Source organism: Mycolicibacterium sp. P4_G11 (assembly GCF_056555145.1).
The window spans coordinates 33,406-47,491 of the sequence record NZ_JBFUJW010000008.1 but is presented as its reverse complement, the minus strand read 5'-3'; the positions used below and the strand labels follow the sequence as shown (position 1 = coordinate 47,491).

Below are 14,086 nucleotides of genomic sequence, written 5' to 3'. Positions count from 1 at the left end.
ATGGTCCTGGTGTTCGCGGGGTCAGGATGCGGGTCACCTCCGGGCGAGTAGGCGTGGCAAGTCGCCACATCGATCACTCGCACACCAACTTTGGCCCCCGATTGGCGCTTATTGACCAACTCGAACTATTTTCCTTGAGGTGATCTCCTCAGCTGTTGGCGTTGTTGCCCGCTGGACTGCTCCTTTCCTCGCTGTTGCCGCCGTCGCGAGCGTGGGCCTGTCCCTCGATCCCGCTCCGCGCGCCGACGCCCCGGCGATCCGGCTGGTCGATGACGGCAACCCGCTGGCCGGCCGGCCGTTCTACGCGGACCCGATCTCGAAGGCTAGGACTGCCGCCGCACAGGCTGACCCGCCGAGCCCCGAGCTGACCGCCATCGCGAACACGCCGCAGGCCTACTGGCTGGATCAGGCGTTCCCCGCCTCCACGGTCGGCGGCACCGTCGCCGGGCTCACCGGCGCCGCGAACGCCGCGGGCGCCACGCCGGTGCTCGTTCTGTACGGCATCCCGCACCGCGACTGTGGCAGCTACGCCGCAGGCGGCTTCGGATCGGCCGACAGCTACCGAGGCTGGATCGACAGCGTCGCGGCAGGCCTGGGCGGCTCGCCCGCGGCGATCATCGTCGAACCCGACGCCCTCGCCATGGCCGACTGCCTGTCCGCCGGTCAGCGTCAGGAGCGCTACGACCTGATCCGCTACGCCGTCGACACCCTGACCCGTGACCCGGCCGCGGCGGTCTACATCGACGCCGGACACTCGCGCTGGGTGAGCGCCGAGACGATGGCCTCGCGGCTCAACGACGTCGGTGTCGCGAAGGCGCGGGGCTTCAGCCTCAACACGACGAACTACTTCACCACCGGTGAGGAAATCGGCTACGGCGAGGCGATCTCCGGACTGACCAACGGCGCGCACTACGTCATCGACACCTCGCGCAACGGCGCCGGGCCGGCCGAGGGCGACCCGATGTACTGGTGCAACCCCGATGGCCGTGCACTGGGTGCCGCGCCGACCACCGACACCGCCGGCGCGCACGCTGACGCGTACCTGTGGGTCAAGCGGGTCGGAGAGTCCGACGGGTCGTGCGGCCGTGGGGAGCCCGGTGCGGGCACCTTCGTGCGGTCGTACGCCATCGACCTGGCTCGCAACGCGGCGCACTGATTACCGCGCGCCGGGACGGAGGTTTCGGCGAAAGGGCGATACCTTGCCGTCATGCATGGGTGTGGCACTGACTGCGCCGACAGCGTCGACGCGATCTCCCGGCGGACCGCGATTGCCGCCTCGGTGTCGGCGCTGCTCGGCGGCGCCGCACTGGCGACATCGGCAGGCAGTTCAGCCGAGCCGCAGGGCAATGAGCTGCCGCAGAACGCACTGATCACGCTCGGGGTACAGGCGGGGCCGCCGCCTGTACCCAACCGGACGGGCATCTCGTCGGCGCTCAAGATCGGCGGCGACGTCTACCAAATCGACTGTGGCTTGGGCTCTTTGAACGCATTCACCAATGCGGGACTGAGATTCGACCAGCTGCGCAGCCTCTTCATCACGCACCTGCACACCGATCACATCGTCGACTACTACAGCTTCTTCCTGTCCGGCGGCTACACCGCGTCGCCGGGCAAGGGCGCGGTGGCGGTGTACGGGCCCGGCCCGGCCGGTGGTCTGCCGCCCAGCGAGGTCGGCAACCCCAGCCCACCGACCGTCGAACCGGCCAGCCCCACGCCGGGGATCGCGGCCATGACCGATGCGTTGCACCGGGCTTTCGCCTACACCAGCAACATCTTCATCCGGGACATGGGCACCGACGACATCCAAAGCCTGGTCAACGTGAACGAAGTCGTCGTGCCGCCCGGCTCGGACTACCGGAACAGGTCGCCGCGCACCGACCCCTTCCCGGTGATGGTGGACGACAATGTGCGGGTCACCGCGACCCTGGTGAGCCACTACGACGTCTACCCGGCCTTCGCCTTCCGGTTCGACCTGGTGAAATCTGGTGTGTCGGTGACCTTCTCGGGCGACACGACCAAGTCCGACAACCTGATCGCGCTGGCTCAGGGCACCGACATCCTGGTGCATGAGGCGCAGTTCAGCCTGGCTGACGGCGGTAACAACAGCAGGTTCCCGCCGGGATATCTGATCCGTTCGCACACCTCCGCCGAGCAGGTCGGTGAAGTCGCCGCCGCCGCGGGCGCCAAGCATGTTGTGTTGAGCCACTATTCGCCCACCGACCTGCCCGACTCGAAGTGGCGGGACGCGATCGGCAGCCGTTACCAGGGCAAGATCACCGTCGCGCGCGACGGCCAAGTGTTCGCTCTCTGACCTATCCTCGGCCTATGTATCTGATCGCGCTGGAGGAGCACTACGCCTGGAATCCGGCGAGCGATGGCAACGTGGTCGCGACGTGGCTGGAGTCCAACAACCGCACCGGCTTCGATCGGCTCTACGATCGCGGGCCGCTCCGGCTGGACCAGATGGACGCCGCCGGCATCGACTTCCAGATCCTGTCGCTGTTCGACCCTGGGGTGCAGGAGTACGACGACGCCGCGCTCGCCGTCGACTACGCGCGCCGCGCCAACGACGATCTAGCCGAGACTGTGCGCCAGTACCCCGACCGGTTCGGGGGCTTCGCCACGCTCGCCACCCAGGACCCCGAGGCGGCGGTGGCCGAATTACAAAGGGCCGTCGTTGATCTCGGACTGGTGGGCGCCCTCATCAACGGCCACACCCATGGCCGCTACCTGGACGACCCCGCCTATGAGCCGCTGTTCGACACCGCTGAGACGCTCGGTGTCCCGCTCTATCTGCATCCGACCACCCCGCACCCGGCGGTGATGGACGCCTGGTTCGCGCCGTACGTCGACCAGGGTCTGCACCTGGCGTCGTGGGGGTTCGCCGTCGAAGCGGGGACGCACGCGCTGCGGCTGATCTACTCGGGGCTGTTCGACCGCCACCCGAACCTGCAGATGATCCTCGGTCATCTCGGAGAGATGTTGCCGTTCACCGCTTTTCGCACCGACCGGTACTACGGGCTGGGCGGCTCGGGCGGCCACTTGCAGAAGCTGCCGTCGGAGTACCTGCGGAACAACTTCTACTTCACCACGAGCGGCAACTTCTCGCCGCCGGCCATGGCGTGCACGTTGTCGGTCATGGGCGCCGACCGCGTCATGTTCTCGGTGGATTACCCGATGGACGACAATGTCGACGGGGCGAACTTCCTGGCGTCGTATCCGATGGACGAGCCGGACCGGCGCAAGGTGGGCTACGAGAATGCGTTGCGGCTCTTCGGAGATCGCATCCCGGCAATCGGCGGCTAGAGCGCGCGGCCCATCCAGCTCAGGTTGAGCGACCTGCCCACCTGGTTGAGTTGGCTGATGGCCTCTTCGATCCGCCGCCGCGGCACCTCGACCCGCCATTCGGGCATCCGGCCGGTCAGCTGCAAGGTTTCCGGACTGAAGCTGACGGACGTTGGCGTGAGTTCGCGGGGCAGCTTCGGCAGCTGAATCCGGTAGGCGGGCAAGCGGTTCGGCAGGTGCCACCGGGCTTTGCGCAGCGCGACCATCCTCGGTTTGATCAACAACGTCGACCCGTCGATGGTCGCGTCGACCTCGAGGTGACCGATGTCAGGCTTTCGGGCCCAACGGATTTGAGCGACGCCACCGGCGTCGATCTGGCCGAGCAGCCGCGGCGCGGCACGACCCGGCAGCGACGACGCCTTGTCGATCATCTTGTCGAGCGCCGTGGTGGACATTTCGATGGTCAGGTCGAGCGGTGCCGCAACCAGCACCGGCGTGTTGCTGGGTTTGATGTGCACGTTGTGCAGGACGGCAGTGGCCTTGTCGAATTGCCATCCGTTCCAAACGATGTCGGACGCCGAGATGGAGACGTCGCCCAGTTGCCCGACCGACAGACTGCGCATGTCGAGATCGGCGTCGATCGCGGTGACCGTCAGCGTCATCTCGCCGGACTTGAGTTTGACGGTCATCCGGCGGCCGACGATCTGCTTGCGCAACGTGTCGAACAGACTCTTGTAGGCCCCGGCCGGCCCGCTGGCGAGCGCGCTGCCCGCGGTCGATGACCAGAAGGACGACAGCGCGTCCAGCGGCTTGAACGCATCCCAGTTGGGGAGCGAGTCCCAGCTCGGAAACGAGTCCCAGGATGGGAACGGTCCGGAGTTCGCCATGATCAATCATCGCTACTGCGTCAACCGTCGTGACGCCGTATGTGCCGCTGACTGGGATACCGGACTAGGCGGTGCCCAGCGACTCCCGGAAGCGACGGCCCAGAATTCCGCGCGCCGCGCGGGTCCAGGTGAACCCGACGTGCCCGGCGTTGACCCAGCGCACATGGTCGGCATGCCACGAATCAGCCAGTGCCTCAGACTGTTCCACCGGGATCAGCCGATCGGCCTTGGCGATGAACAGCGTCCGGTCCCGTGGCGCGACGACCGTCGGCAGCGCCAACGGCGATACCACTTGGAAGACGGTCCGGGCGTCGTCGGACGCGATGACGTCCCGGTACTCCTCGGGCGGCCCGTGGTGCGTCAGCAGCGCCAACGGATCGGCGAACGGCAGCGCCGCGGCCACCGCGTCGAAGCGCTCCAGGCCGGCCAGCACGGTGGACAGGTAGCCACCGAGTGAAACGCCATAGAGACCCACCGGGGCATCAGTGGTGCTGCGAATCCAGCTCACCAATCGGCGGACATCCCACACCGCCTGGGTGATGCCGTGCAGCATCGAAGTCAGATCCAGCGACAGCAGCTGTCCGTCCGCGGACTCGCGCCGGGGCCCGTGTAGTGGCGAAATCGGAAGTGCCACATTGTATCCGAGCTTATGGTGCAGGTAGTTGGCCCAGAGCACGTTCAGGTCGAAACGTGACGACCCCATCCCGAAGCCATGCAGGATGACGACCCACGGGGCGGGCGAGTCGGGGCGGCGCAGCAGCCGGACCGTGACGGTGTCGTTGCGGTCATTGCCGGGCCAGCGGCCCGCGCCCAGTTCGAATGACCGGACGTCGAATTCCGATGTGAAGGACATCGACTCGTGGCGCAGCGGTCCGTTGTGAGTGCTCCAGTGCAGGACGTCGGCGTCGTTCAGCTTCGGCGGAGTGCGGTGGTACTTCGATGGTTTGGAGACCCAGCCGCGCCTCTTGAACATGGCCGCGGCCTTGTCCAAGTCGGCGGCGAGCCGTTCCGGAGCGGCTTCTGTCGGCAGCTTCGGCTGGCGCAGGCGCATGACGGCGAGCACGGCTTCATCGATGGCGATGTGCGGGGCCACGGCCATGCGCTCGTTGATGTCCATGCACTCCGGACGGCTCACCATCGGCGGCTCGGGCAACTCATCGTTCCTCAGTGGGGCAGACACCATTGTCTCCTTGCTTGAAGTCGTCCTGCCCGCAGATGCGCGCCGATGGCCATCGGCGCGCACCCGCGTTCAGCTCAAACATGCTGACCTGACGGACGATTGGCTGGTCGCCTGTTCAGTTATTGACCCATCACGTACTTGACGGTGGGTCCGGTGGTCCAGCCGCCGTCGACCGCGATCTCGGCTCCGGTGACGTACGAGGCGGCGCGGGAGAGCAGGTAGGTCACGGCGCCGGCGATCTCGTCGGCCTCGCCGACGCGACCCATCGGGGTGTTGGGGTAGTTGCCCTCGCCCTGCTGGATGCCGATAGCAGCCGTCATCGGCGAGTAGGTCATGCCGGGATGCACGGAGTTGACCCGGATCCGGTCGGTGCCCAGTTCGACGGCGGCGATCTTGCTGAGGCCACGCACCGCCCACTTGGAGGCGCCGTAGCCGGCGGTCAGGGCCAGGCCCATCAGGCCGGCGGCCGACGAGATGTTGACGATGGAACCGCCGCCGGCAGCACGCATCGGCGCGATGACGGCCTGGATGCCGTTGAAGACACCGACCAGGTTGACGTCGAGCACGGTGCGGAAGTGATCCAGCGGCTCGTGCTCGATGAACTGGCCGGTGGAGATGCCCGCGTTGTTGACCAGACCGGTGATCTTGCCGAACTCGGCGACCGTCAGTGCGACGGCGGCGTCCCACTGGGCGCGGTCGGTGACGTCGAGGTGCGCGTACCGGGCCGCGTCCCCGAGTTCGGTGGCCAGTTGTTTGCCTTCGTCGTCGAGGACGTCAGCGATGACGACCTTGCCGCCGCCGGCCACGATGTGCCGGGCCATCGACGCACCGAGACCGCGTGAGCCACCGGTGACGATCGCCACCACGTCCGACAAGCTATCCGAATCTGCCATCGCAGCAACTTCCTTTCGACGTCGTCAGGGCGCGGATCGCTGTCGCGTCCGCCCTCGTGTGAAGGCAATCACATCTATTCGGTGCTGCCGGACGAACTCCCACCCGGTGGGACTGTGGCGTCTGTTTTTTGCTTGGCGGCCGGGGCGTCCTTCTTCGGTGCGGGCTCCACCCAGCCGGATGCGGCGAGCAGCCGGTCGAGTTCGGCCTTGGCGCCCTCGAGGATCTCCCACGGGTCTTCGACGAGGTCCGGATCAGCCTGAATACCGACGTCGACGTTGCCGCCGTAGCTGAAGACGGTGACGTTGATGCCCATGCCGACGGTGAGCGGACCGACCGGCACGATGTGCTCGATCTTGGCGCCGGCCATGTACAGCTGAAGCGGCGGGCCGGGCACATTCGAGACGATGAGGTTGCTGGCCAGCGGCAGCTTGTCCTCGAGCTTGGCGGCGCGGAAACCCTTGAACACCAGGTTCAGCAGCACCGGCGGCGCAAAGTCGGTGAGGCCGATGGACTGGCCGGCCTGCAGGTCCTCGGCCAGGGCCTTGGCGCTGTTCATGCCGTTGTGGATGGCGGACAGCCGCTCGACCGGATCGTCCACGTCGGTGCACATCGAGGCGATCATGGTGTGCACGTGGTTACCGGGGGTTTCGTCGCCCGCGTCGCGCGTCGACATCGGCACGGTCGCCAGGACCGGGGTCTCGGGCAGTGCGTCGCGCTTGGTCAGGTAGGTGCGCAGTGCGCCTGCCACGACGCTCAGGATCACGTCGTTGACCTTGACGCCGAGCCCGTTCTTGACGTGCTTGATGTGCGCCATCGGCAGCGACGTGTACGCGAAGCTGCGGTGTGAGCTGAGCGCGCCGTTGAAGCTGGTCTTGGGGGCGCTCATCGGGCGTGGCGGCGGATCGTCGCGCCGCAGGTGGCTGATGGTGGTCACCGCGTTGCGGACGGTCTGGCCCAGGTACTGGACGACCTTCGGCGGCGTGCTCGCAGCGGTCAGCGCGCCCTTGGCGAACAGTTCGAGGCTCGAGTGGCGCGTCTGCTCGCCCTCGTTGGGCAGGTCCACGATCGGCTTCGTGGCATCGGGCGTCACGTCGCACAGGACCGACGACAGGCCCGCGCCGGACACGCCGTCGACGATGGAGTGGTGGGTCTTGGCGATGAAGGCGACGCGGCCGCCTTCGAGGCCCTCGGCGAACCAGCTCTCCCACAGCGGCTGGTTGCGGTTGAGCTGACGGGCCAGGATCTCGCCGACGACATCGGCGAGCTCTTTCTCGCCACCGGGAGCGGGGAGTGCCGCGCGGTGGATGTGGTAGTCGAGCTTGAACGCGGGATCGTCGACCCACACGGGCCGGTCCAGGCCCAGCGGAACTTCTTGGATCCGGCGCCGGAACGACGGCAGGTAGGGCAGGCGGCGATCCAGGTGATCGCGGAGGTGCTCGAAGTCGAATCCCGGTGCGTCGCTGGGGTCCAGAATCATCAACCCCAGCGTGTGCTGAGGCCATTCGGTGCCCTCCATGGACAAGAACATGGCATCCATGCCGGACAAGCGCTTCACCGAAAACTCCCCTCGCTATACCACGGACGTGTGGCGGCAATAACGTATCGACACGCGAGGGCTTTACAATTGCTACTTCCCAGTCAGCGAGATTGAAATTCGCCGCCTATCAGCGGTTCTCCGCTATTCAGCGGGTCGCTACCAAGTGAACTGAGTTAGTTGTTGCACTTTTTCTGCAATTGTCGAAAAGACGTAGAACTGTCGCATTCGTGTGGAAACGACAGCTTTATGTCTGTTCGCGAGAAATATCATGAATGCACTTTCGCGGGGGTGATGCTCTGCTCGAACTGGAATATATTTTCCGGGTCGTACTTGGCCTTGATGGCACGCAGTCGGTCGACATTGGCTCCCCAATAGGCATGCTCCCAGTCGGGCATCCCGGCGTTGGGGACATTGGTGTAGGCGCCGGTTGTGAAGGGTTGCAAGGCTTCTCCGAACTCGGCGATCCAGGTCAGGCAGGTCGCCGTCAGTGGGTCATCGGATGCGGGAATGTCGCCGCGGACGCCCCACCCCGCGCCGGGTTCTGCGTAGAAGAGGGCGTTGCGGTGAGCGTAGGCCGCGCCGCCGCGTGGCTCACTGGTGATGACTGCGCCACCCAGCGCGTTGGTGAAGTAGTTGCTGGCGGAGGTGGGCGCTGCAGACATGTAGGCGCCGATGACTTGCACGGCCTCGGGCGGAAAAGGCTGAGAGATGAACTGTGACAGGAACTTCCAATTCGCGGCTTCGTCTTCGGCGGGTATCTGAAAGCCGGCATACGTGCCGGCCCAATCCGAGGCCGTCGCCTCGACGCGGGGTGTGCCCACAGACAGGATCGGCGCCAGGATCTGCTGTGCTTCGGTCTCCGAACCGGACACGAGAACGCCGATCATCGAAATCTGGTCACGCAGGATCTCCAATTGGGTGGTGAGGCGATGATCCAGGAATGGCGCGCACCGTTGCCATGCCTGAAAAACTGCCGGCAGGTCGTCCAGTCCGGACCACGTGGCGACGATGTAAATGGTCTGTGCCAGTGGATGAATCGCGTAGGTCAGTGACGTCACGATGCCGAAATTGCCGTTGCCGGCGCCCCGGAGGGCCCACAACAGATCCGGGTTGGAGTTCAGGTCGGCGGTGACGGACTCGGCGCCGCCGGTACCTGAGGCCACGACGATCTCAGCGGCGACCAGGTTGTCGCACGCCATCCCGAAGGCCCGGGTGAGTAGCCCGAAGCCGCCGCCGAGCGTCGCGCCGACCAGTCCGACGGTGCCCTCGGTTCCGGTCGCGGTGGCGAAGCCGGCCTCGCCCAGTGCGGCGACCGTCTCGGACTGATTGAGGCCGGCGCCGACCGTGGCGGTCCTGGCCGCGGCGTCGACGGTCACCGACTTCATTTCGCTGACGTCGATCACCAGACCGTCGTCGACGGTGGACCAACCTTCGAGGCAGTGCCGTCCGCTGCGTGCGCGGACCGGCACATCGTGGTGGCGTGCCCACGTCAACGCATTGACGACATCTGTTGTGTCCCTGGCAAATACGATAGCCACGGGCCGGTTGGTGTAGAGCAGGTTGTATCCGGCGCACGCTGCGGCGTATTCGGTGTCATCCGCGCACACCACCCGTCCGGTGAGTGTCCCGGGTCGGGACGATAACGGGATCATCGGTCGGCCGCTGCCACGGCGAATTCGTCGATGCCAGGCTCGGTGTCGAGGACCTCGCGATTGAAGACCAACATCTTGACGAAGTATCCGAGGCCGACGGCGATGAGGCCGAGCACGATGAAGCTGGGTACCCGCGCGGATTCGGGTGTCACGAGAACGAAGAGTGCGAAGACCACCCAGATCAGTGCGACGGCGGCGACGGGCAGTTCGAAGCGGCCCAGCCCGAACCCACCTTCCTTGTGCTCCAGACGTTTCCGGACGGCGAGGTACAGCACGACGATGGCTCCGTAGATCAGCGCCGGCAGGATCGTCGACGCGATGATCAGCTGGATGAGCGCCCCGCCGCGCAAGGTCACCATCAGCACCACCCCGACGATCAGAATCAGCAGGGTCGCGGGAACCGGTGTCTGGGTGCGTGGATTGACCCGGCGCATCAGCGCGTGGGCGGGGAAGCGGTCGTCACGTGCCATCGCGAAAACCTGCCTCGAGCACGCCGCCATCACCACCATGCCGGCACCGAACATGGCAAAGGCAATGCCGGCCAACAGGATTCGTTCAGTGAAGGATCCGAGCTGCTCACGGACGATCATGGCCACCGGCGCACCACTGTGGCTGACTGCGCCGACGTCCTTGATCGCGATGGTCAGGGCGATGAGGAACACCAGACCGGCCACACCCGCCGCAACGACCGACGCCACGATGGCCCGCGGCACGCTCCGGAACGGATCCTTGGCCTCCTCGGCCAGGTTCGCGGCCGAGTCGAAACCGACGAGCGTGGTCAGCCCCATGACCATGCCGGCCATCAACCCGCCGCCGACCGCGAAGTAGTCGGGGGACGACGACGCGATTCCACGGCTGGTCAGGTTGTCGACATTGCTGTCGCCGGTGACGGCCATGACGATCCCCAGCGCGACCACGATCAGCACGATGATGGCGAGCTCCAGCCCCACCGCGCCGGAGGTGATCAGGCCGAGCAGGCGAGTGGAGGCGATGACCAGGATGGTCTGCGCGATCAACACCGCCACCGTGATCACTCGTGCGGTGTCTTCGCTGGCGGACATGCCGAGTAGCGGCATGACAGCCTGGCTGGCCAACGCGTTGTCCACGGCCACCACCGCTATCGCGAGGTACCAGAACGACAGCCAGCCGAACAACCAGCCGACTTTCGGATTGGCCAACCGCGACGCCCACTGATACGACGATCCGCTGAGCGCGATGCGGGCAGCGAACTGCGCGACCACGAGGGCCACGAGAGTCTGTCCGACGGCGACCAGCACCCACAGCCAGATGCCCACTGGGCCCGAAGTACTGAGGAGGTCGTCGTAGGTGCCGAATATCCCGACCGCCACCGACATGAAGGCGAACGAGACCGCGAAGACCTGAAAGCCGCCGAGGGTCCGTTTCAGCTCTGGTGTGTATCCGCAGTCGACACATTCTTCGTCGGCTGCGGTCTGGACCGCTACTCGCTCGGTTGTCATGGCTTGCCCCTTCCGTGGCGCCGGCCGTAATTGTCGCCCTCGTCAACCCCGGATGTCGGGAAACCGCAGATGTCGGCAGGTATTGCCGGTCATCGGTGGCGCGCGTCCCGCTGGCCGGCATCTCGATCGGCGTCACATTTCGTGATATCGGGTAGCCAATCCGTGACGAATCTTTGACCGAAATATTGACGCGCCGTACGGATTTCGGCGTTCGCCGGCCCATACCATGACGGAGTTCAACCATGCGGCCAGCGCACGAAGGGGTCGGATAGATGCGGGTGTTTGTACACGGTGTCCTTGCCGTGGTCGTGGTCGCCACGACCACCACTGGCGGCGCGCTCGGTATCGAGACGGCAGGCATTCGACTGCCGCTGGGCTCGATCATCGAGTCGACGCAGCCGACGCAGGGCGTTCCGGTGGGCGTCGCACATCCGATCGTGGTGACGTTCAAGCGGCCGATCACCAACCGTGCGGCCGCCGAGCTGGCGCTGGACGTGACATCGACGCCCGCGATGACGGGCAAGTTCGAATGGCTGGATAACAAAGTGGTGCAATGGGTTCCAGATGGTTTCTGGCCCGCGCACAGCACGATCAAGTTGACGGTCGGCGGTCAGCCGATGGCGTTGACCACGGGTCCCGCGGTCATCGGGACCGCTCACGTCGCCGATCACACCTTCACCGTCACGATCGACGGTCAGACTCCACCGGACATGCCGGCGCCGCACCATCTTCCGCATCTCGGCGAGTCGGGCGTGCTGTTGGCGACCATGGGTCGGCCCGAGTACGAGACTCCGCCTGGCAAGTACACGGTTTTGGCGAAAGACCGCAATGTACTTATGGATTCGAGCAGCGTTGGCATTCCCGTCGATCATCCGGACGGGTACATGACGGAGGTCGAGTTCGCGGTACGGATCAGCCGACGCGGACTGTTCGTGCATTCGGCGCCCTGGGCCGTCGAGTCGATGGGCTTCGAGAACGTCAGCCACGGTTGTATTGGTTTGGCGCCCGCGGGAGCCGAGTGGTACTTCAACACCGTCAACGTCGGCGATCCCGTCATCGTCGAGCCATAGCCTGCGCCGCAGGACAATTCGCGTTCTTGCGCCGCGTTGACTCTGAGTCCACGGCGTTCGTCACTCGCACAAACGCGCCCTCAGTACAGAGTCAGCGTGGGGTGGCCGTTGACTCTGAGTCCACGGCGTTCGCTACTCGCACAAGTGGGCCCTCAGTACAGGGTCAACCTCCACAACGCACGAAGCACCCGAGCCGCGAGGGCTCGAGTGCTTCGGTGAAAGCGATTGTGCAGCTGGATGGTTCAGTTCTGCGGGCCCGGCTGGGTCGGCAGGTTCGGGGTCGGGCCGCCGGCATCGACGGGACGCAGGGTGCGGGCTTCCTTGCCGTCTGCGATGCCGCCCATGTCCATCGGGATCGCGGCGGGGGCCGCGGCGATCGGGATCGGGGCGCCGAGCGGCAAGCCGGCGGGGATGGGCGGCACGACCGGAGGCACGCCTACCGGGACCGGCGGGACCACCGCAGGAACCGGCGGGACCGCTGCCGGGACCACCGGAGCGGCGGCCAGGGGGCCGATGATGCCCGACGATTCAACGGCGGGGGCGGCGCAGGGCGCGGCAGCTGCTGCCGCGGCGGGTGCCCCGGCTGCAGGCGCTGCGGCGCCCGTGTCGCACGCGTATCCGCCAGTCTTGAGTGGGACTGCCGCTGCAGTCGGGCTCAAGGCCACGGCGGCAGCGCACACACCGGCGCTGGCAACTACTTTCACAGCGATTCGACCAAAGCTGATCATCACCGGCGTCTCCTTGAACGTGCCCTTAAATTACCAGCGCCGAAAATTTGCGCAGCTGAACCGTAGAGCACCGCGGGAGGCCGGTTCAAGACATGTTCTCAATCGGATGCGCGCTCGACATGGGACTGAGCCGCGACCGTGACCGCACCGTTTCAATCGCCTCAAAGTCCTCACAGAAAGGTCTCAAAGGGTAACGGGTTGGCGCTGGAACCCGTTGTGGCGCCAGCAAACTCGGCGCTCCGCCGAGTGGGGGACCTACCGGGCGTCGGAGCTGGCGGCCAACAGCCTGGTCAGCTCGTCGTCGGCACGTCGCTCGACGAGGAGCGGCACGAAGTCCCGAATCGTACTGCCGGCGAACTGCTCGCGCGCGCCGTCGATGACGGTAGTCACGCGAGCCGGAGGCAGGTCCGCAAACTTGGCCGTCAGGCGGCTCTCGATTTCGTTGAATACCTGTTCTTCAGTCTTGGCGGACACGCCGCCGATCCTTCTCGGCGGCGTTGACAGCTGTCAACGCAGATGGGGTGACGTGTAGGCGAACTAACAACTACGGGTGCCGTGTGAGCCGCAGGAAATGTCGACGATGCTCCTACGGTTGTGAAGGGCGGCGGGCCGTTGGGTCCCGCCCTTCACCTGACTCATGCGGCGCCGGGAGGCCAGCATCAACGATCTGCAGATCACCGAAGAGGAGCGACGGTGGTTCGGCGTGCGGCCGGAGTCGGAACGCGGTCCGGGGCACGACATTCCGCTGCAATAGCTATCGCTGTCGCAGCGCTCCGATGCCCTCATCCAGGGCGGCCTCCAGATAGGTGAGGTCGCCGGTGGCCAGCATGATCCCGACGCCGCCCTGGATGCCGGCCAGCAGCGCGGCCGCCGCGCGCTCGGGGTCGACGGTGCCGGCGATCTTCTCCTGCTGCTGCATTGCCGTGATGCCGGCGGCGATGGCGCCCCGCCACGAGTCGATCAGTTCGGTGGTGACGGCCTGCGCGCCGCTACTGGTGCGTCCGATCTCGGACATCAGCACGGCGATCGGGCAGTTCTGGCCCTGTCGGCGGTACCGCTCGACCACGATGTCCCGCCAGCGTTGCCAGGCGGCCCACGAGGTGAGCGAGCTGAGGTGGGGCTGCTGGTCGTCGAGTACCCGCTGCGATTCGAGAGTTGCGACGGCGAGCAGCAGCTGGTCTTTGCCGCGTGGAAAGTAATGGAAAATCTGGCTTTTCGAGGTTCGGGTACGTGCCATCACGTCTTCGATGGTGGTCTGCGCGACACCGCGTTCCCGGATTTCGGCTGCGGCGCCGTCGACGATCCGGGCGCGGGTGGCCTGTCCTTTGGCCGTCAGTTTCTGGACTTGCAGGTCCATTTTGTCCCGTGCAGCATG

At 66.0% G+C, this 14,086-nt stretch carries 13 protein-coding genes; 4 read left to right on the top strand and 9 right to left on the bottom strand.

Features of this window, described 5'->3' with window-relative positions; all coding sequences use genetic code 11:
- The first annotated feature begins 127 nt into the window (after window positions 1-127).
- From AC1U2B_RS18695 to AC1U2B_RS18685, 3 genes are read left to right on the top strand one after another with little or no spacing between them, the layout of a single operon-like run.
- Window positions 128-1,156 (top strand): glycoside hydrolase family 6 protein, encoded by a 1,029-nt coding sequence (locus AC1U2B_RS18695; protein ID WP_480218105.1) that lies wholly within the window; start codon window positions 128-130, stop codon window positions 1,154-1,156.
- A gap of 51 nt (window positions 1,157-1,207) precedes the next feature.
- Entirely contained in the window at window positions 1,208-2,311 is a 1,104-nt protein-coding gene (locus AC1U2B_RS18690) for an MBL fold metallo-hydrolase (RefSeq protein WP_480217946.1), read from the top strand.
- 14 nt (window positions 2,312-2,325) lie between these two features.
- Complete coding sequence (locus tag AC1U2B_RS18685; protein ID WP_480217945.1) at window positions 2,326-3,306, top strand: amidohydrolase family protein; 981 nt, start codon at window positions 2,326-2,328, stop codon at window positions 3,304-3,306.
- On the opposite strand, the gene AC1U2B_RS18680 is transcribed toward AC1U2B_RS18685, so the two are convergent.
- From AC1U2B_RS18680 to AC1U2B_RS18655, 6 genes are all read right to left on the bottom strand, one after another.
- A complete protein-coding gene (locus tag AC1U2B_RS18680) occupies window positions 3,303-4,172 on the bottom strand; it encodes a hypothetical protein (protein WP_480217944.1) in 870 nt (289 codons plus the stop codon). The two genes, AC1U2B_RS18685 and AC1U2B_RS18680, sit on opposite strands and share 4 nt — an antisense overlap.
- A 64-nt stretch (window positions 4,173-4,236) precedes the next feature.
- Window positions 4,237-5,352 carry an alpha/beta hydrolase gene (locus AC1U2B_RS18675; protein ID WP_480217943.1) on the bottom strand — a complete coding sequence of 372 codons (1,116 nt, stop codon included), beginning with the start codon at window positions 5,350-5,352 and terminating at the stop codon, window positions 4,237-4,239.
- Window positions 5,353-5,471: 119 nt separating this feature from the next.
- Window positions 5,472-6,245: a glucose 1-dehydrogenase gene (locus tag AC1U2B_RS18670; RefSeq protein ID WP_480217942.1), complete on the bottom strand. Its 774-nt coding sequence runs from the start codon at window positions 6,243-6,245 to the stop codon at window positions 5,472-5,474.
- 74 nt (window positions 6,246-6,319) lie between these two features.
- Window positions 6,320-7,801, bottom strand: coding sequence for a WS/DGAT/MGAT family O-acyltransferase (locus AC1U2B_RS18665; RefSeq protein ID WP_480217941.1), 1,482 nt, complete (start codon window positions 7,799-7,801; stop codon window positions 6,320-6,322).
- Between the two features lie 248 nt (window positions 7,802-8,049).
- The gene (locus AC1U2B_RS18660; protein ID WP_480217940.1) at window positions 8,050-9,321 is read right to left on the bottom strand and encodes an FAD-binding oxidoreductase; all 1,272 of its coding nucleotides are present in this window, start codon (window positions 9,319-9,321) and stop codon (window positions 8,050-8,052) included.
- A gap of 110 nt (window positions 9,322-9,431) precedes the next feature.
- Complete coding sequence (locus AC1U2B_RS18655) at window positions 9,432-10,913, bottom strand: APC family permease (RefSeq protein ID WP_480217939.1); 1,482 nt, start codon at window positions 10,911-10,913, stop codon at window positions 9,432-9,434.
- Between the two features lie 272 nt (window positions 10,914-11,185).
- Here AC1U2B_RS18655 and AC1U2B_RS18650 point away from each other — a divergent pair, with 272 nt between their 5' ends.
- Window positions 11,186-11,983 (top strand): L,D-transpeptidase, encoded by a 798-nt coding sequence (locus tag AC1U2B_RS18650; RefSeq protein ID WP_480217938.1) that lies wholly within the window; start codon window positions 11,186-11,188, stop codon window positions 11,981-11,983.
- Window positions 11,984-12,225: 242 nt separating this feature from the next.
- Here the strand turns inward: AC1U2B_RS18650 and AC1U2B_RS18645 are convergent, their stop codons facing one another.
- The 3 genes from AC1U2B_RS18645 to AC1U2B_RS18635 form a co-directional block, all read right to left on the bottom strand.
- Complete coding sequence (locus tag AC1U2B_RS18645; RefSeq protein WP_480217937.1) at window positions 12,226-12,648, bottom strand: hypothetical protein; 423 nt, start codon at window positions 12,646-12,648, stop codon at window positions 12,226-12,228.
- Between the two features lie 318 nt (window positions 12,649-12,966).
- On the bottom strand, window positions 12,967-13,185 hold the full coding sequence (locus tag AC1U2B_RS18640) for a three-helix bundle dimerization domain-containing protein (protein ID WP_480217936.1): 219 nt from the start codon (window positions 13,183-13,185) through the stop codon (window positions 12,967-12,969).
- Between the two features lie 280 nt (window positions 13,186-13,465).
- Entirely contained in the window at window positions 13,466-14,068 is a 603-nt protein-coding gene (locus AC1U2B_RS18635; protein ID WP_480217935.1) for a TetR/AcrR family transcriptional regulator, read from the bottom strand.
- Between the last annotated feature and the right edge of the window lie 18 nt (window positions 14,069-14,086).